This is a genomic window from Nocardia miyunensis NBRC 108239 (assembly GCF_001613065.1).
Taxonomy (GTDB): Bacteria; Actinomycetota; Actinomycetes; order Mycobacteriales; family Mycobacteriaceae; genus Nocardia; species Nocardia miyunensis.
Window position 1 is genome coordinate 62,579 of the sequence record NZ_BDBQ01000084.1, and the last position, 19,147, is coordinate 81,725.

The following is a 19,147-nucleotide window of genomic DNA, read 5'->3' on the forward strand; positions in this document are numbered from 1 at the left end:
ACAGTGCGTGGCGCCGAAGCAGGGCGATGTCGAGGTGGCGTCGTGAGCGCCCGCGCGGCGGTGGCCGTCTGGCTGTTCGCGGTCGCGATGATCGTCGCGGTCGTGATCGGGGTGCTGTCCGGACGCGGCCGGGAACGTTCCATGTCGGAGTGGTCGGTGTCCGGGCGCGGGCTGGGGACGCTGTTCGTCCTGCTGTTGATGGCGGGCGAGTCGTATACGAGTTTCTCGTTCCTGGGTGCGGCGGGCTGGTCGTATCGATACGGGGTGCCGATCTTCTATCTGATCGCGTACCTGAGCACCGGTCTGGTCGCCGCCTACTTCGTCGCGCCGCTGCTGTGGACCTACTGCGCCCGGCACGGGCTGATGTCGATCGCCGACATCGCCGAATTCCGGTTCGGGTCGCGAGCGCTGGGCGTCGTCGTGGCGGTGATCTGCACGATCTTCCTGATTCCCTATGTACAGCTGCAGATTCAGGGCATGGGCGTGGTGGTGCACGCGATGTCCTATGGGGCCGTCGACCTGAAGATCGCCGCCGTCGTGTCGTTCGTGGTGGCCGAGGCGTTCATCCTGGCCTCGGGACTACGCGGATCGGCCTGGGTGAGCGTGCTCAAGGATGCGCTCGCGGTGTTGTCGGTGGTGTTCCTGGCGATCTACGTGCCCTGGCACTACTTCCACGGTCCGGGGCGACTGCTGGACCGGCTGGTGACCGAACATTCGCGGTGGCTCACATTTCCGGGCGCCGGCGGCGGGACCTTCGGTACGGCCTGGTTCATCTCGACGATCGTGCTGAACGTCGTGACCATCTGCATCTTCCCCACCACCGTCGCGGGATATCTCTCGGCGAGCGGTCCCACTGCGCTGCGGCGCAATTCGATTCTGCTGCCCTGGTATCAGTTGCTGCTGGTGATCCCGATGTTCATCGGCGCGGCAGCGCTGTTCGTCGCGCCGAACCTGACCGATCCAGATCTGGCGCTGTTCACCCTGGTGACCGATTCGCTGCCGCCCGCGGTGGTGGCGCTCATCGGCATCGCGGGCGCGCTGTCGGCCATCGTGCCGATGAGCGTCTTCCTGGTGTCGATCGGAACACTGTGGGGCAGAACGATTCTCGGCGGCGGCCTGGCGGGCGCGGCCCGGAGTGCGGCCGGCGAACCGGGCCGATCCGCCGACCGGCAGCGCGAATGGTCACGGCTGATCTGCCTGATCGCCGGTGCGATCGCCCTGGGCGGTGCGCTGCGGTATCCGAAATTGCTGGTGAATCTGTCGGTGCTGTCCTACGAGGGCATCGCGCAGTTGCTGCCCGCGGTGTTGTTCGGGCTCTACTGGCGACGCCTGACCGCCGCCGGCGCATCCGCCGGGCTGGTCGTCGGCACCGTGATCGTGCTCGTCCTGCATGCCACGGGGCGGGATCCGCTGTGGGGCGTCAATGGCGGACTGTTCGCGCTGGCGGCGAATCTCGTGGTCGCGGCGATCGTCTCGACGCTCGTACCTCGCGCCGGTTCGGCCGAGCATCCCTTGCGCCGGTTTAGTGAGAGATGAGAAGATATAGGGGACCGTATGTGAAACGGCTGTAGTGCGAACTCGTGTGTCGTCACGGCTTTCACCTCGGGATCGGTGCCCCGATTTCGGCTGGGGAACCGAGGTGGAAACGGCTTTGCGCAACCTGCGGAACTGGTCATGCGATATACAGACAAGAGGTCTATGTATGCGCACATTATCTGGCAACAGCGAGCAAGGGCCGCATTCTACCGGTGCAATCCGGACACTTCCGTAAGATTTTCTGACATATGATTAGCCAGCAGGATGCTGGGTATGCCTCACCCTGGGTTCGCATCCGGTGAGGGCGATACCCGCCTGATGTTCAGATTGGTCGCAGCTTCACACGTTGAGGAGGCAGTACCATGAGCGCCATCCCGTCCGATGCCGATTCACGCATTGTGGGATTCCGAAAGTCCGTCGCGCCGCTCAATATCGTCATGGTCGCACCACCGTATTTCGAAGTTCCACCCTCGGGGTACGGCGGGGTCGAGGCGGTAGTCGCGCAGCTCACGGACGCATTGACCGCCCGCGGACATCGCGTCACGCTGCTCGGGGCGGGGAAATCGGGGACCACCGGGCGGTTCGTCAAGGTGTGGGACGACATTCTCGCCGAACGCCTCGGCGATCCCTTTCCCGAGGTACTGCACGCGCTGAAGGTCCGGCGTATCGTCACCGAATTGGCGCGCACCGAACGCATCGACATCGTGCACGACCACACATTCGCCGGGCCGCTCAACGCACCGATGTATTCCTCGCTGGGTATCCCCACCGTCGTTACCGTGCACGGCCCGGTGGACGGTGAACCACAGGATTACTACCGGGCGCTGGGGACCTCGGCGGAGCTGATCGCGATCAGCGACCGGCAGCGGGCGTTGGCGCCGGGATTGAATTGGCTGAGCCGGGTGCACAATGCGGTACGGCCCATCGAATGGCCGCTGCAGACCGAGAAGCAGAATTTCGCCCTGTTTCTGGGCCGGTACGCCCCGTACAAGGGCCCGGATCTGGCTCTACAGGCCGCTCATGCCGCGAATATTCCGCTGGTTCTCGCGGCGAAGATGAACGAACCGCCCGAACGGGAGTATTTCAATTCCGCGGTTCGGCCGCTGCTGACCGACCGCGACTGCGTATTCGGCGAGGCCGACGCGGTGGCCAAACGGCTGTTGCTGTCCTCGGCGCGGTGTCTGCTGTTCCCGATCCGGTGGGAGGAGCCGTTCGGGATCGTGATGATCGAGGCGATGGCGTGCGGCACACCGGTGGTGGCGCTGCGCGGCGGCGCGGTCGACGAGGTCGTCGAGGACGGGGTCACCGGGATCATCTGTGACGACCCGTCGGAACTCCCCGCGGCCATCGCCGAGGTGGGCCGCATCGACCCGCTCGCCTGCCGACGTCGCGTGATGGAGCGATTCTCGGTGGACGAACTCGGGGCCGGATACGAGGCCGCCTACTACGCGGCGCTGGAATCCCGCCCGGCACCGCAGATCCCGGCCATTCCGCAGCTCGACCGGGCGATGTCCTTCGCGGTGAACCACTGATCCGGCCTGATCCGTATCCCGTGTCCGACGGGGTACGGGTCAGGGAGCCGGTACGCCTGCTCGATTACGGGTCGGCGGGTCAGTAGTCGACGCTGCCCAACTGTCCCTCGAGCAGGAGCAGGAGATCGCCGAGAATGCGCGCCAGCTCACCTTGCTCGTCCCCGGGCAGCCGGGACAGCAACTCCTGCTCATAGGAAAGCTGTTGCGGGAAAAGGCGATCGATCAACTCTCGACCGGAGTCGGTGAGCGAGAGGTGCGCCACCCGCCGATCGCGCTCATCGATGCGGCGGTCGACCAGGCCCCGATTCTCCAGTCCCCGCACCCGTTTGGTGACCGCCGCCGGTGAGGCGAAGGTCTCGCGGGCCAGGCGTCCGGGCGTCAGCTCGCCGCCGATGCGGCGCAGTGCGGTCAGGATGTCGAATTCCGGGCGGCTCAACTCGGCCGTGCCCAGTGGGGCGTCGGCGACCCGTTGCAGTAGCGCCGCACAGCGATTGAGGCGGCCGAGCACCGCGATCGGGCCGAGGTTCAGCTCGGGATGCACGACCTCCCATTGGCGCAGTACGCCCGCCACCGCGTCCTCCGTCACCGGACGACCACCGGCAGCCGGACCGGAAGTTGTGCCAGCACTTGATGTCCCGCTCGTTCGGAGGCGACGATCCGCTCCTCGGGCACCTCGGTACTCCACCACTCCCCGGCCGCGACATCGGCGGACTCGCGCACCTCCACCAGTGCGCCCGCGAGCCGGCGACGCACATCCTGATCCGCCCGCCCGGAGCTCAGCGTCTCGCGGGCACGGGCGAGCACGGCGTCGAGCTCGCACAATGCCAGCGCGACCCGATCGAAGGCGCGCCGGTTCGGCACGGCGAAACAGATCGCTACGGCCACGGCCGCACCCACGCAGGTATCGAGCCAGCGGTCCAGCGCCAGCCGCCCGGCGGGCTGGGCCCCGGCGAACTCGACCATCACCAATGCCATCGGTGTCACGAATACCGACGCTACCCAATAGTTCCGGGAGATCGTCGCCTCGACCACGAGCTGACAGACCAGCGCGACGGCGACCAGCGCCACCGGATGCACGGTCAGCGGGACCAGGGCGGTGAAGAGTCCGACCCCGATCAGATTCCCCAGCAGCCGCTGCACCGTGCGATGCCAGGACAGCACGGTATTGGCCACGATCAGCACCGCGGCCGTCATGACCGCCCAGTACGGCCGGTCCACACCCAGGGCGACGGACAGCAGCCCGGCCGTGGCCGCACCCACCGAAACCCGCGTCGCGAGCGGGAATCCGGGCGAGGTCGGCCGGAAAGCCGATAGCACCCTGCGTATTCCGCTCGGCGCGTGGTCCGCGTCGCGTTGCATCGCGATGCCGCGGATCTGATGCTGTTCGGCGACCTGGCAGTCGACCGCGGGAAGCGGACGCCCGCTACGCAATTCGCGCGCCCAGCCCGCGAGCCGATCGGCTTCGGCGGCCCGCTCGGACGGATCGGTGTGCCCGGAGCCGATCGGCAGCGTGGGAGTGCGCTCGGAATGTGCGGCGGCGGTGGGGAATCCGGGTCCGTCCTGGACCTGCGGGCCGGATTGCGCTGCGGCGGCCAGAGATTCGGCGCGGACCAGGAGGCGGATCAGCGCGGCGATCCCCGCGACCCGCCGCGGTGTGTCGCCCGGAACCAGCCGAACGGTGTGCCAGGCGGCATGGCTCGCCGCCGCGGCGTCGTATCGGGCGCGGGCCGCGGCGGGATCGCTCGCGGGCAACCGCACCAGACGAGCGGTGGCGGTCAGCGCTCGGGCGACGGCGAGCCGCTCCGGGCCGTGCGGGCGCACCAGCGCCGGGGCCATGCAGACCACCCACGCCAGGACGCCGCCGCACAGTACGAGCTCGAGATGCTCGGGGAGTTCGGCGAGGCGCACCGGCAGGAATCCGGCGGCGGAGATGATGAAGGTGAAGATGACATTTCCGGGCGGGCCGATCCGCGAGGCGTCGCAGACCAACTTGCACACACCCGCCAGCAGCGCGAGGACCAGCACCCGCACCGCCGCGGCCTCGGTCAGCGCCGCGGTGGTCAGCGCGACGCCGACACCCGCGATCATCCCGAAGATCACCCAGCCGAGGGCGCGCGCCCGCGCGGCATAGGGCAGACCGTGCCCGTACAGCGCGCAGAGCCCGCCGGCACACGTATAGAACGCCAGCGGCAGATGTCCGGTGGCCACCAGCACCACCTCGGGCACACCGAGTGCGATCAGCCCGCTGACCGCGGACCGACGCCAGGTATCGGCGGCCGGGCGCATCCGGAACACCCCGTGCAGCGAGAGCACCTGCCACGCACGCCACAACGTCCGAGCCGAGCGATCGACCGGGCGCAGGTGCATATGGGGCGGCGGGAACATGCGAGAAGTTTAGCAGATATTTTACCTGGAAAATATCTCGATATGCGGCGTCTCACACTTCGTGTCCGGAGCGAGACGCCGGGACGCTACAGTCGTCCGAGACGAGAGCAGGGCCGTACCGCGGTTGCAGCGGCGAGCCGCTCGGGCGGATTTCCGGCATGGTTCCCGGAAATGACGGATGCCGTGAAATAACTCGTAATTCAACTATTTTTGACTCCCGATTGCTCGGCCCGGGTAACCGAGTTCCCGGTGAGACGTCGCCAATTGTGACCTATGACGATTTCTGACTAATCCAGGCCTCACTTCCCGGCCGATGGGATCGGCCGGAATATCACGATCCGCGTACGAATAATCTCGTTATCTGCGACGCGTGAGAGACTGCCGGAACGCCCGCGGCGACATACCGCGCCAGCGGGTGAAAGCATGCGTGAAGTTGGCGGTTTCGGCATAGCCGAGCAGCCTGGCGACCTCCTCCACGGTCGACCCGCCGCGCAGCAACTCCGCCGCCCGGCTCTCGCGCACATTGTTGAGCAGACCGCGGAACGTGGACCCCTCCGCGGCGAGCTGGCGACGCAGGGTGCGCACCGTGATGTGCAGTTCCCCGGCGACCTCGGCCATCGTGGGCACCATGCCCGAATCGCGCAGCAGCCGATCACACACCGCCGAGGTCAGCCCGCGACCGGTGCCGACGAGCTGGCGCAGCGTCTCCCCCAGTTGCCGCTCCACCATCGCCGCGGTGTGCGGATCGGCCTGCGGCATGGGCTGCTGCAGGAATTCCCGCGGAACGGCGATACTGTTGCGGACCTGCCCGGACAGCACCGGGCACCGGTCGAACGGAGGCACCGAGGTCAGTTCCGCGACCCGCTCGGCCGACTCGCGAAACCCGATCTCGAGAACCGGGATATCGACACCCAGAACCTCTCCGGCGATGAAGATCAGCATGACGTCGCGCTCGACGAAGTAGGACCGCACGTCCTCCGGAACGGCCTGACCGTCGACGACGATCAGGACCTCCTCGCCGATCTCCTCGAGCGAGTACCGCGCGGCGACCGGCACCAGATCCTGATAGCGGATCGCGATGTTGAGCACCGCGCCGACGGTCGCACTGGCCAATGCCGCCAGGCCCGCCAGACCGGCCTTGCCGAGTGTCGCGTGCCGGGCGGTCTCCACGCCGAGTCCGGGCTTGTCCCCCAGCGCGCCGAGCAGGTTCCGCGCGACGTGGATTTCCTGATCCGCCCAGAATTGGGCAAACTCGTCTGCCAGATTCTCGGCGGTAATTCCTGTGCCACCTAATAACGTTGAATCATCCAGCCCATGCGCATACCCAACCGCGATCATCATTCGCACACTGGCGCTACTGCGAGGGAGTGCGCCGAACGGACTTCCGATGGGAACCACCGTCCGAAATTACCAACATTCGGTCCCCTCGTCACATTCTTCGCCCCGAAAGCAGCTTCTAGTCTCATTTCAGGGCGGCGTCATACCCGACGTCTATGAGGAAGGGTAGGGGATCGTGGACAGGTTCAGTACGTGCTGGGTCGAGCCCATCGGGCTAACTGCCGAGCGGGCGCACACCATCATGCAGATGCATCTGAACTGCCGAACCGACGAATGCCCCCGTCGGCGGGCCGCGGTACGCACCCTGATCTCGGTCGGGCATCTGGTTCCCGACTCGTCCCGAGTGCACTGACCCGATCCGGGCACACCGAACCGTCACGTGACCCGTGCTCCGGCCGACACCCCTAGCTAGGCCGGAACCCGCCAGGCCCAGGACATCTCGGCGGTCAGCGGCGCATCGGGCCGCACGATCGACGGGTCGGTGTTGAGCCCGTTCGGCGGTCCGGACTGCGGTTCGACGCAGACGGTGTCGGCCGGTTCGTCGTAGACGACCACCCACCGCAGCGGGCTGCGCACGGTCAGTTCCAGTGCGCCGGGCCAGCTCAGCGTGACCGATACTCCGTCGGGCAAGCCGAAACAGTCGTCCCACGGACCGGGCCGCGGCGCGATGCGGTTCCCGTCCGGGAGGTGGTCCGCGCCGCGTTCCTCCTGCCAGGCCGGGGTGAAGCCGATTTCGACGGGCGCGCCGTCGGCGCCCAGGCGACGTTCGAACCAGGGATGCCAGCCCGCCTGTGCGGGAAAGGGGGCCGCGGCCGCTTCGACCGTCATCCCGAACGTCGCGGTGCCCGCGCCCAGTTCGAAGGACTGCGTCACCCGGCCGGGAAACGGCCAGGGCTCGCGAAGATCCTGTGCCAGAACGAGTTTGCCGCCGGAGTGCTGCACCACCTCCCAGGGATGGTCCCGCACCGTGCCGTGGATGGCGTGCGGCTCGGCATTGCGAGGCAGTTGATAGCGCTGCCCGGCGAATTCGAGGACGCCCTCGCGCATCCGCCCGCACCAGGGAGCCATCGGGAAGGAGCCGAACCGCGGGCCGGCATGCAGCAGATCGTGCGCACCCACGCGGAACCGGGCCACCCGGCCCGTCGCGGGGTTCACCGTCATCAGCGCCTCACCGGCGCTCACTCGCAGCTCGCCTGTCACCGTGTTCTCCTCGGCCACCCTCGCCTCCAGATCCGTCGCGCCGCCGCGCCGGGACCGGCGGGCTGTGCCCCTCATCAGCATTGCACAGCCCGCCGACACGACGAGCTCAGCGGAGTCCGACGATCTCCACCCAGTTCGGATCGCGTCCCAGCTCCTGACGACCGCACGCGGTCAGCGCCCCGGTGCCGGGGTCGATGGCGTACACGGTCAGCGCATCGGAATCCTGCCCCGCGGCCAGCAGGTACCGCCCGCTCGGATCGATGTCGAATCCGCGCGGGCAGGCCTCGGTCGCGGTGTGCCCCAGCGGTTTCAGCGCGCCCGTATCGGCATCGACCCGGAATCCCGCGAGTGTGCTCGAACGTCGCTCGGACACATAGAGATAGCGGCCGTCCGGGGTGAGCCTGATCTCCGCGGCCCACGGCTCACCGCACCCCTCGGGCAGCGCCGAATACGTGCCGACCGGCGTGAGACATCCTGTGCCGGTGTCGAATTCATATCCGCCGACCGTCCCGTCCAGCTCGTTCACCACGTAAACCCACCGACCGCCCGGATGGAACACCAGATGCCGCGGCCCGGCCCCGGGCAGCGTCGGCACATCCGGCGGGACGTTCCCCATCGGCACCCCGGTGACCTGGTCGAACAGATATTGCAGGACCACATCCCCACCGAGCGAGGCCGCGAACAGATACCGGTTGGACGGATCGACCACAATCGAATGCGCATGCGGCGGCGTGGCGAGCAGGGCGCTCGGCTCGTGCTCCACGATCCCGTTCGGCCCGATCGGATTCACCGAGACGACGCTGCCGGAATAGGAGGCCGCGAACAGGAAGCGACCGGTCCGATCGACGGACAGATAGGCCATGTTGTCCGGCAACCGGACTCGCGCCCGCTCGGTGAGTTCGCCGGTGTCCGAGTCGATCTCGTAGCACGCCACCGAATAGGGCTCCGACCGCAGCGAAGCGTACAGATGGCGGTGTCCCGGCCCGATCGTCAACGGCATCACCGCCCCACCGGCAGCCACCGTCTGCACCGGCTTCAGCGCACCGTCGTCCGCGAGCCGCAGCACCGAGATCTCGGCGCTGCCCGCATTGGATACGTAGACGACCGTCGTCACCAGATCACCTCACCGTCGCATCGCCGCCACCGCAAGCGGACCACACTGCCCCGCAGCATGCCACCCGATGTCGATCTCGCCGGCGCGTTTCCCGGCAAGATCGACATCGACTCGAGCGCTGCCACCGGCAGTCTGTTCACGCGGCCTCCTGCGCGGCGCCCCCGGCACTCTCGCGCAGATCCATCTCGATCTGTTCCAGGCTGCGGCCCTTGGTTTCCGGGACGAACTTCGTCACCAGGACGTACAGCACGACGCTGACGCCGGCGAAGATGAAGGACGAGGCGGCCAGGCCGAGATGATCGCTCATCACCGGGAACAGGAAGGTGATGGCGAAGGTCGCGGCCCACAGCACGGTGCTGCCGACGCCCATGCCGATGCCGCGCACCCGCAGCGGGAAGATCTCGGCCATCATCACCCAGACCACCGCGCCCCAACCCAATTCGTAGCCGACCCAGTACAGGCACAGCAGCAGCAGGGCGATGATGCCGGTGCCGGTGCCCTTGTCCAGGCCGAGTACGCAGGCGCCCAGCAGGATCAGCGACAACGCCATCAGCACGTTGCCGATCAGCAGCAGCGGTTTACGGCCCCAGCGGTCCACGACCAGGAACACCCAGGCGGTGAATACCAGTTTGACCGCGCCCATGATGATCGAGGCCAGCAGTGAACCCGAGGTGGCCAGGCCCAGCTGTTTGAACATGGTGGGCGCGTAGAGATTCACCGCGTTCGTTCCGGCGAACTGTTGTCCCACAGCGAGAATCAACGCGACGACCAGCGCGGGCCGCGCCCACGGGGTGATCAGATCACGCAACGTGCCGCGCTGCTCGGAATCGATCCGGATCACCTCGCGGATACTGCCCAGTTCGGCATCGATGTCGTCGTTGCGATGGGTCTGGGTGAGCACCTCGCGGGCCTCGGCCTCGCGTCCGGCCTTGACCAGCCAGCGCGGGGTCTCCGGCATGAACATCAGGCCCACGAACAGGACCACCGCCGGAATCGCCGCGATGGCGAACATGATTCGCCAGTTGGCCGAGCCCGCGCCGGACAGCGCCCAGTCGATGATGTACGCGATCAGGATGCCGGAGACGATCATCAGCTGATTCAGCGTCGACAGCCTGCCGCGCACCCGGGTCGGCGCGAGCTCGGACAGATAGGTCGGCACCGTAGCCGAGGAACAGCCCACGGCGACGCCGGTGATGAACCGCCCCACCACCAGCACCCCGAATCCGGGTGCGAACGTACAGCCCACCACGCCGATGACGAAGACGACGGACGCGACCACGATGGCGGGCCGCCGCCCCCACCGGTCAGTGATCCGGCCGGCGAACAGGGCTCCGAAGATCGCCCCGAAGGCGACCGAGCCGCCGGCGACGCCCTGCGCGAACGAGCCCAGATGCCACAGCGGGTTGATGAACAGCAGGACTCCGGAGATCACGCCGAGGTCGTATCCGAAAAGGATTCCGCCGAGCGCACCGAAGAAGTAGAGGTAGGAGATGCTGATCCGGCGTCGTTGAGCCGGCGCCGTTGCCGAGTGCTGCATGTGATGCTTCCTTCACTACCAAACAAGTGTGCTCAGGGTCACATGCTCGATAGGTGGACGCAATACACATGACGATGCTCATTCGGTATCGCGTAATGCTGTCACATATGTGAACAACCGGCGTACATGCAGCACCCGGACCGGCCCGGAATCGGCGTCACAGCGGGTTGTGCTGCCCCAGCGGAATATCGCAGAACGCCCCGCCCAGATAACCGGGCAGCTCACCCGGCGGCACCTGATCGGCGAAGATCTCGGCGTCGTCGCGGGAGTGGTAGCCGATCCGCTCCCCCTCGCTCTGCGACACCACCGCGCGGGTGTTCGCCGAGACGCCCCACAGCACGCGGAATCCCGGTTCGGCCGTGCTCAGGCACGCCTCCAGCAACCGCGCGCAATCCTGCGGGGACAACCAGATCGAGAGCTGGCGAACGTCCACGGGACGCTCGAAACAGCTGCCGATGCGCAGACAGCTCACATCCATCCCGAACCGGGAGTGGTAAAGGCTGCCCAGCGCCTCCACGGCCGCCTTGCTCACGCCGTAGTACGTATCCGGACGCGCGCTGCTGTCGGCGGGCAGCCCGGCGGGACCGGCCTCGCCGATCCGGCGGAACCCGACGGCGTGATTGCTCGACGCGAGGATCACCCGGGGCACCCCGGCCGCCCGCGCGGCCTCGAGCACGGTGTGCGTGCCGTCGATATTGACCTCGAGGATGCGCTCCCAGCCGTCCTCGCGGCTGACCCCGCCCAGATGGATCACCGCGTCCGCGTCCGCGCAGGCCCGAGTCAGGACCTCGGCGTCGGTGACCGATCCGGGGACGATCTCGACCTGCTCACCCGGTGCGGCCGGTTCGAGCGGCGCGATGTCCAGCAGCCGCAGGATGCGTCCGGGACGGGCGAGCCGGGGACGCATCAGCGTCCCGACGATGCCCGCCGCACCGGTGATGAGAATGCGCTGATCCGACATGGGTGAAACTCCTCGCTGTGGTGCGTGCCGCGAAAATCGCGGCGGGTCAACGGATTCCGGCGCGACGCAACCGCATGGCCAATTCCGCGGCGGCTTCGCGCAACACCTCGCCGATGCGGCGCTGTTCGCTTTCGGTCACCTGCGCCATCGGCATCGAGCAGCTCAGCGCGTCGGTGGCCGGGATCCGGTACGGCACCGCGGCGGCGGCGCAGGCCACGCCCGCGGTCCCCTCCTGCCGCTCGGTCGCGTAACCGCGTTCGCGCACCACGCCCAGTTCGGCGTGCAGGACGTCGCGATCGGTGATCGTGTGCTCGGTGAGCGGACGCAGCTGTGCGGGCAGCAGTTCGCCGAGTTCCGCGTCGGCCAGTTCGGCCAGCATGGCCTTGCCGAGGGCGGTGGCGTGGGCGGGCAGCGCCCGGCCGACGCGGGAGATGAGATGGCCCGACGTGCGCGATTCGCGGGTCTCCAGATACACCACCTCGGCGCCGGCCAACCGGGCGTAGTGCATGGTGAAACCGGTCTGCTCGCGCAGCCGCTCGAGGGTTTCGGTGGCGAACGGCATCACCGGATCGCGGTCGAGATAGGCGGTGCCGCACATCAGCGCCCGCACGCCCAGCCGGAATCGGGTGCCGGTTTCGTCGGTCTCGATCCAGCCCGCGTCACGCAGGGTGCGCAGCAGGCCGTGCAGGCTCGATCGGGGAAATCCGGTTGCCTCGTGCAACTGCGCCAGCGACAGCCAGGACTGCTGTGCGGCGAACACCTCCAGCAGGGTGATCGCGCGGCGGGCGGATTTCACGCCGGTCGCGGATTCGGCCGAGGGTCCGGTGTCGGCGACGGGATCGGACCCGGCATCGACACGACGCTCACCGTTGATGCGTCGCTGCATGGCACTCCTTCGGTGGGTGATCCTGATCTCGGAGGCTATCCAGGCGCCCCCGCATTCTCAATCCCGAATACCTCCTGCTCCCGGAAAGTATTCAGATATATGAATCACCAGTGATACCTCTTGGGCATATCGTGATGCAGAACCGATGTTGGACGGGTATCACCGACTCGTCCTAGCCTGCAAAGGAACCCGATGCCGACACAACCCGCCCGCACCACCGAGGAGCAACCATGACCGGCGACGGCAAGCTGTCCGCCATGTTGTCCCTGGAACAGGTGCGCGGATTCGTCATCGTCGCGGAGGAGGGCAACTTCCGCCGCGCCGCGGAACGATTACAGATGACCCAGCCGCCGCTGAGCCGCCAGATCCAGAAACTCGAACGCGATATCGGCGTCCTGCTGCTGGACCGGACCCAGCGACAGGTCGAACTGACCCCCGCCGGTGTAGTTTTCCTCGCCGAGGCGCGGCGGCTGCTCGCCCTGGCCGAGGCCGCGCCGAGTACCGCGCGACTGGTCGCGGCGGGCCGCACCGGAACCGTGCGGATCGGTTTCACCGCCACCGCGGGCTTCGGCTTCCTGGGCCGATTCCTCAACCAGATCTCCCGGTCGCTGCCCGAGATCGAACTCGTCCTCGCCGAACAGGTCAGCGCCGTGCAGTTCGAGGAATTGTCCAGCGGCAAACTGGATCTCGCCTTCGCCCGCCCGCCCTTCGACCGCGCCGAATTCGACGCCCGGCTGGTCCATCGCGAACCCCTGGTACTCGCCCTGCCCGCCGGGCACCGCCTGGACGCCGTGACCCCGATGTCGCTGGACGAACTCGAGGGTGAACGACTGCTGGTGTACGCACCCGGCCCGGCCCGCTACTTCGCCGAACTCATGACCAGGACCCTCGCCGGAATCTCCTACGATCCCGCCGACCGGCTGACCCAGGTGCACACCATGCTCGCGCTGGTGGCCGCCGGACGCGGACTGGCCCTGGTCCCCGAAACCGCCAGCCACCTGCATCCCGACGGGGTGCGCTACCGCCCGCTGTCGGGCGTGCGCGAACCCGCCGAACTGTATGCGGTCTGGCGACGCCAACCCGCCAATCCGGCCCTGCGCCGCGTCATCGACCTACTGGAGTCCTGGCCCGACTCCTGAGTCCGGCGCGGCATACGCCCGCGAATGTCATTCCCCGAGGAGGAAACCCGTGTCACAGATATCCGCCGAAGATCTCGGCCCCGCGCTGGGCCGCGGGCTGCTGTCGTTCCCGGTCACGCATTTCGACGACGATCTGGCGTTCGACGAGGCCGCCTACCGGGAGCACATCGGCTGGCTGGCGCAATACGACGTGGCCGGGCTGTTCGCCGCGGGCGGCACGGGCGAGGGATTCTCGCTGACCACCGCCGAGATCGATCGGGTGGTGCGCGCCGCGGTCGCCGAGACAGCGGGACAGGGCGTACCGGTGATCGCCCCGGCGACCGCCGGAACCGCCGTCGCGGTGGAACAGGTGCGCAATGCCGAAGCCGGTGGGGCGCAAGGCATTCTGCTGCTGCCGCCGTATCTGACCGAGGCCGGGCCGGACGGTCTGGTGGAACACGTCGCCGCGGTGTGCGCGGCCACCTCGCTGGGCGTGATCTTCTACAGCCGCGCCAATGCCCGCATCGATGACGTCACCGTCGCGCGGATGGCCGAACGGTGCCCGAACCTGGTCGGCTTCAAGGACGGCGTGGGCAATATCGAGGCCATGACCCGCATCTACGCGCGGATGGGCGACCGGCTCACCTACATCGGCGGGCTGCCGACGGCGGAGACCTTCGCGCTGCCCTACACCGAAATGGGCGTCACCACATACTCCTCGGCGATCTTCAACTTCGTGCCGGAATTCGCGCTGGAGTTCTACCGGGCCGTGCGCGCGCACGATCGCGAGGAGGTGTACCGGCGGCTGCGCACCTTCGTGCTGCCCTACCTGGACATTCGCGACCGCCGCCAGGGATACGCGGTCTCGATCATCAAGGCGGGCCTGACCGCGGCGGGCCGCCCGTCGAGCCGGGTGCGCCCGCCGCTGACCGATCTGACCGACGGTGAGCTCGCCGAGCTGACCGAACTGGTCAAGAGCATTGCGTGACAAGGAGATTCGCCATGACCACCCCATCGTCCGTACTCGACCGGATCACCGGCGTCACACTCTCCTCGGTCACCCTGCCGCTGCCCACCGGGATCAGTGACGCCAAGGTCCTCACCGGGCGTCAGAAGCCGATGACCGAGGTCGCGGTGTTGTTCGCGGAGATCACCACCGAGGCCGGACTCGAGGGCATCGGCATCAGCTACTCCAAGCGCGCGGGCGGGCCCGGCCAGTTCGCGCACGCCCGGGAGATCGCGCCGGTCCTGCTGGGCGAGGATCCCAGCGATATCGGCAAGATCTGGGACAAGCTCATGTGGGCCGGGGCCTCGGTGGGCCGCAGCGGCCTGTCCGTGCAGGCGATCGCCGCGTTCGATGTCGCGCTGTGGGATCTCAAGGCCAAGCGCGCCGGACTTCCGCTGGCGAAACTGCTCGGCGCGCATCGTGATTCGGTCCGCTGCTACAACACCTCCGGCGGTTTCCTGCACGCTCCGATCGAGGAGGTGCTCGACCGCGCCACCGCCTCGCTCGAGTCCGGGATCGGCGGTATCAAGATCAAGGTCGGTCATCCCGACAATGCCGTGGACCTGGCGCGGGTCACCGCGGTGCGGGAGAAGATCGGCGACCGGACACCGCTGATGGTCGACGCCAACCAGCAGTGGGACCGCCCGACCGCGCGGCGGATGTGCCGGGCGTTCGACCCGCTGTCGCTGGTGTGGATCGAAGAACCCCTGGACGCCTACGATTTCGCCGGGCACGCGCAGCTGGCCCAGACCTTCGACACGTCCATCGCCACCGGCGAGATGCTCACCAGTGTGGCCGAGCACAGCGAATTGATCAGGGCCGGAATCGATATCGTGCAACCGGACGCGCCGCGCGTCGGCGGCATCAGCCGCTTCCTGGACGTGATGTCGCTGACCGGTCGCGAACATCTGCAACTGGCACCGCATTTCGTGATGGAGGTGCACGTTCATCTCGCCGCGGCATACCCGATCGAGCCGTGGGTGGAACACTTCGAATGGTTCGACCCGCTGTTCAACGAACGTCTCGAGATCCGCGACGGACGCATGCACCTGTCGTCGCGCCCGGGTCTCGGGGTGACCCTCAGCGATCAGGCCCGTGCCTGGACCGTCGACGAGTTCCGGATCCGGGCCTGAATCCGGCTCGCCGACAACAGCTTCCGACTACTACTGGTGGAGGACACAGTGACTACCGAGACGTCCCCGGAGGACATCGATCGCATCGTCACCGCGGCGGTGGACGCCGCGGAACAGCTCGCGCAGACCACCCCCGCCGAGCGCGCCGGCTGGCTCGAGGCCGCGGCCGACGCCCTGGCGAAGGCCTCGGACGAGCTGGTCGCGTTGGCGGCGAAGGAAACTCATCTGCCCGAGCAGCCGCGGCTGCGTTCGGAGATGGTGCGCACCGTCTTCCAGCTGCGGTTGTTCGGGCAGGTGCTCACCGATGGTGAATTCCTGCGCGCCGCAGTGGATCACGCCGATCCGGACTGGCCGATGGGGCCGCGTCCGGACATCCGGCGGATGACGGTTCCGATCGGGCCGGTGCTGGTGTTCACCGCGAGCAACTTCCCGCTGACGCTGAGCGTCGCCGGGCACGACACCGCCGCCGCACTCGCCGCCGGATGCCCGGTCGTGGTCAAGGCTCATCCCGGACATCCCGAACTGTCCGCGCGCACCTTCGCGATACTGTCCGAGGCGCTGGTCGGAGCGGGTGCGCCCGAGGGCACCGTCGGCATCGTCTACGGGCTGGAGTCGGGGGTGAGCGCGCTGCGTCATCCGGGCATCGCGGCGGCGGCGTTCACCGGATCAGAGGCCGGCGGGCGGGCCCTGTTCGATATCGCCAACGCGCGGCCGCGGCCGATCCCGTTCTACGGTGAGCTCGGCAGCGTGAATCCGGTCGTCGTGACCGAGACCGCGGTGCGCGAGCGCGGGGCCGAGGTGGCCAGCGGTTACGTCGGATCGTTCACGCTGGGTGCGGGCCAGTTCTGCACCAAACCCGGCCTGTTGCTGCTGCCCGCCGAGCACGGCCTGGACGAGGCACTGCTGACGGCGGTGACCGCGGTTCCGGCGCAGCAACTGCTCAACGACCGGATCGCGCACGGCTACCGCGACGGCCTGGACCGGCTGGCCGCCCATCCCGCGGTCACGGTGCTGTACGCACCCGAACCCGGCGCGGCCGAATTCGGCCCGACCCTGCTGAAGGTCAGCGGCGCGGATTTCCTCGCGCACGCCGAATCCCTCGACGCGGAATGCTTCGGCCCGGTCTCGCTGATCGTCGAATACGCGGGTCCGGACGAACTGCGCACCCTCCTGCGCCACCTCGAACCGGGCCTCACCGCCACGGTCCACGCCCAGGACTCCGACGCCGACACCGTCCGCGCCCTGCTCCCCGCACTCACCCGCCTGGCCGGACGCCTGATCTGGAACAGCTGGCCCACCGGCATCACCCTGTCCTGGGCCCAGCAGCACGGCGGCCCCTACCCCGCGACCACAACCCCCCAGTTCACCTCCATGGGCACCGCCGCCATCGACCGCTTCCTACGCCCCGTCGCCTGGCAGGGCTTCCCCGAAGTCCTCCTCCCGCCCCCGCTACAGGACGCGAACCCCTGGAACCTGCCCCGCCGCGTCGACGGAGTGCGCTGACCGATGCGAATCACGCACCGGCACACAGCACTTCCCGCGAATGCGGCACGCGGCGCCACCCGATGCGCGACCCTCGCCCCACAACATCCACGAAGGATGCCGATGAATGGCTCGGCGCGTCGACCGGATCCACTCATGAACCGTGAATCAGCCACTCGTACAGCACTTCTCGCGGATATCACCATCCGGACGGCATCGAATCCCGGTGGTGAGCAGCCGCTGCCGGAGGCCGAGGCGCGGAATCTTTCCCGACGAACCGATGGAGCATGCCGATGAGCAGCGAATCCCGCACCGACACAGCACTTCCCGCGATCGTGGACGTGCGGCTGACGCCGATCCTGATCGCCGATCCGCCGCTGTTGAATTTGTCGGGGGTGCATCAGCCGTATACGCCGCGGCTGATCGTGGAGGTCGAGATCGAGGGCGGGATCGTCGGGCTCGGTGAAACCTACGGCGACACGGTGTATTTCGAGCGGGCACGGGCCCTCGCGCCGGAGTTGGCCGGCCGGTCGATCGGGGCGATCAACTCGATCGGCGGGATCGGGCAGGGGGCGAGCACACTGCTGGACGCGCAGCCCGCGGCGAGTGGGCTGCGAGGTGCGCTGACCACGGACAAGGTTCGGCTGAGCGTGTTGTCCGCATTCGAGGTGGCCGCACTCGACGCGCTCGGGCAGCAGCTCGGCGTGCCGGTGCATACGCTGCTGGGCGGCAAGGTGCGCGATCGGGTCGAATACTCCGGATATCTGTTCTACAAATGGGCGGAACATCCGGTCCCGCACGCACCCGGCGACGACTGGGGCGCGGCGCTGGACCCCGACGGCGTGGTTCGGCTGGCACGAAAGTTCTTCGAGTACGGCGGTTTCCGCTCGTTCAAACTCAAGGGCGGGGTCATGCCGCCGGATGAGGAGATCGCGGCGATCAGCGCACTGGCGGCCGAATTCCCGGGTACGCCACTGCGTTTGGACCCCAACGGCGGCTGGTCGCTGAAGACGGCCCTGCACGTCGCCGAGGAGCTGACCGGCGTGGTCGAATACCTCGAGGATCCCGCGGCCACGGTCGCGGACATGGCCGAAGTGCATCGGCACACCGGAATCCCGTTGGCCACCAACATGATCGTGACCGCCCTGAACGAGGTGCGGCCCGCCTTCGACCAGGACGCGGTGCAGATCGTGCTGTCGGACCATCACTACTGGGGCGGCCTTTTCGCCACCCGCGATCTGGCCGCGGTGTGCCGCGCGTACGGCCGGGGCCTGTCCATGCATTCCAACACCCATCTCGGGATCAGCCTGGCCGCGATGACGCACGTCGCGGCCACCGTCCCGGATCTGGAATACGCCTGCGACAGCCACTATCCGTGGCAGCGCGAGGACGTCGTCACCGAGCGGATCACCTTCGCCGAGGGCGCGGTCACCGTCCCGGACGCACCGGGCCTGGGCGTCGCACTGGACCGCGACGCGCTGGCCCGCCTGCACGAGCGCTGGAACGCCATGCCGCACCTGCGCGACCGCGACGACATCGCCGCCATGCGCCGAGCGAACCCGGGATTCGAGGACCCGGGCATCCCGAAATACTGACCACATCCACTCGGCTGTATTTTCGGCCGCCGCTTCTCCCTCGACCACGGCCGTCCGTGGCAGCGCTCGGGTTCCGTGTGGGGGCTGGGCGCGGTCGCACTCGCGGTAGTGGCCGCGGTGATCACCCTGACGGTCGAGTAGCCGGTTCGGACACGCCGTGCCGCAACGCATTTCGGCCCGGCCGCGGATTATTCCGCGGCCGGGCCGAGTGGTATCGAGCGCCTATTCCCCTGCGGCGCGGGCGATTTCGCCTCCGGCCGCGCGGGCGCGGGTGGCGCGGGCCGCGGCGGCGTCGAAGGTCTCCAGGAAGTCGAAACGCCGGGT

15 protein-coding genes are annotated in these 19,147 nt (G+C 68.0%); 7 read left to right on the forward strand and 8 right to left on the reverse strand.

Going from position 1 to position 19,147, the window contains the following annotated elements; translation table 11 throughout:
* Nucleotides 1-42 precede the first annotated feature (42 nt).
* Together NM2_RS33860 and NM2_RS33865 are read left to right on the forward strand one after the other, a co-directional pair.
* Nucleotides 43-1,536 (forward strand): sodium:solute symporter family protein, encoded by a 1,494-nt coding sequence (locus NM2_RS33860; protein WP_067677452.1) that lies wholly within the window; start codon nucleotides 43-45, stop codon nucleotides 1,534-1,536.
* A gap of 362 nt (nucleotides 1,537-1,898) precedes the next feature.
* Complete coding sequence (locus NM2_RS33865) at nucleotides 1,899-3,068, forward strand: glycosyltransferase family 4 protein (protein WP_067677454.1); 1,170 nt, start codon at nucleotides 1,899-1,901, stop codon at nucleotides 3,066-3,068.
* Nucleotides 3,069-3,147: 79 nt separating this feature from the next.
* Here the strand turns inward: NM2_RS33865 and NM2_RS33870 are convergent, their stop codons facing one another.
* The 8 genes from NM2_RS33870 to NM2_RS33905 form a co-directional block, all read right to left on the reverse strand.
* Nucleotides 3,148-3,654 carry a MarR family winged helix-turn-helix transcriptional regulator gene (locus tag NM2_RS33870; RefSeq protein ID WP_067677456.1) on the reverse strand — a complete coding sequence of 169 codons (507 nt, stop codon included), beginning with the start codon at nucleotides 3,652-3,654 and terminating at the stop codon, nucleotides 3,148-3,150.
* Nucleotides 3,651-5,453, reverse strand: a complete 1,803-nt coding sequence (locus NM2_RS33875; protein ID WP_218026048.1) for an FUSC family protein — start codon at nucleotides 5,451-5,453, stop codon at nucleotides 3,651-3,653. The genes NM2_RS33870 and NM2_RS33875 overlap by 4 nt, the downstream gene beginning before the upstream one ends.
* Nucleotides 5,454-5,810: 357 nt before the next feature.
* The gene (locus NM2_RS33880) at nucleotides 5,811-6,794 is read right to left on the reverse strand and encodes a helix-turn-helix transcriptional regulator (protein WP_084531839.1); all 984 of its coding nucleotides are present in this window, start codon (nucleotides 6,792-6,794) and stop codon (nucleotides 5,811-5,813) included.
* A 405-nt stretch (nucleotides 6,795-7,199) separates the two neighbouring features.
* A complete protein-coding gene (locus NM2_RS33885) occupies nucleotides 7,200-7,991 on the reverse strand; it encodes an aldose epimerase family protein (protein ID WP_245718338.1) in 792 nt (263 codons plus the stop codon).
* A 106-nt stretch (nucleotides 7,992-8,097) separates the two neighbouring features.
* Entirely contained in the window at nucleotides 8,098-9,105 is a 1,008-nt protein-coding gene (locus NM2_RS33890; RefSeq protein WP_067677460.1) for a lactonase family protein, read from the reverse strand.
* 136 nt (nucleotides 9,106-9,241) lie between these two features.
* A complete protein-coding gene (locus tag NM2_RS33895; RefSeq protein ID WP_067677462.1) occupies nucleotides 9,242-10,642 on the reverse strand; it encodes a sugar porter family MFS transporter in 1,401 nt (466 codons plus the stop codon).
* Nucleotides 10,643-10,799: 157 nt separating this feature from the next.
* A complete protein-coding gene (locus NM2_RS33900) occupies nucleotides 10,800-11,603 on the reverse strand; it encodes an NAD-dependent epimerase/dehydratase family protein (RefSeq protein ID WP_067677464.1) in 804 nt (267 codons plus the stop codon).
* Nucleotides 11,604-11,649: 46 nt separating this feature from the next.
* On the reverse strand, nucleotides 11,650-12,489 hold the full coding sequence (locus NM2_RS33905) for an IclR family transcriptional regulator (protein ID WP_067677466.1): 840 nt from the start codon (nucleotides 12,487-12,489) through the stop codon (nucleotides 11,650-11,652).
* Nucleotides 12,490-12,719: 230 nt separating this feature from the next.
* Here NM2_RS33905 and NM2_RS33910 point away from each other — a divergent pair, with 230 nt between their 5' ends.
* The 5 genes from NM2_RS33910 to NM2_RS33930 all read left to right on the forward strand — a co-directional run bounded on the left by NM2_RS33910 (nucleotide 12,720) and on the right by NM2_RS33930 (nucleotide 18,823).
* Nucleotides 12,720-13,628, forward strand: coding sequence for a LysR substrate-binding domain-containing protein (locus tag NM2_RS33910; protein WP_245718339.1), 909 nt, complete (start codon nucleotides 12,720-12,722; stop codon nucleotides 13,626-13,628).
* 49 nt (nucleotides 13,629-13,677) lie between these two features.
* The gene (kdgD, locus tag NM2_RS33915; protein WP_067677468.1) at nucleotides 13,678-14,595 is read left to right on the forward strand and encodes a 5-dehydro-4-deoxyglucarate dehydratase; all 918 of its coding nucleotides are present in this window, start codon (nucleotides 13,678-13,680) and stop codon (nucleotides 14,593-14,595) included.
* A gap of 14 nt (nucleotides 14,596-14,609) precedes the next feature.
* Nucleotides 14,610-15,746 (forward strand): L-talarate/galactarate dehydratase, encoded by a 1,137-nt coding sequence (locus NM2_RS33920; RefSeq protein WP_067677470.1) that lies wholly within the window; start codon nucleotides 14,610-14,612, stop codon nucleotides 15,744-15,746.
* A 48-nt stretch (nucleotides 15,747-15,794) separates the two neighbouring features.
* Nucleotides 15,795-17,249, forward strand: a complete 1,455-nt coding sequence (locus tag NM2_RS33925; RefSeq protein WP_067677500.1) for an aldehyde dehydrogenase (NADP(+)) — start codon at nucleotides 15,795-15,797, stop codon at nucleotides 17,247-17,249.
* Nucleotides 17,250-17,521: 272 nt separating this feature from the next.
* Complete coding sequence (locus NM2_RS33930) at nucleotides 17,522-18,823, forward strand: enolase C-terminal domain-like protein (RefSeq protein WP_067677471.1); 1,302 nt, start codon at nucleotides 17,522-17,524, stop codon at nucleotides 18,821-18,823.
* Nucleotides 18,824-19,147: the final 324 nt, after the last annotated feature.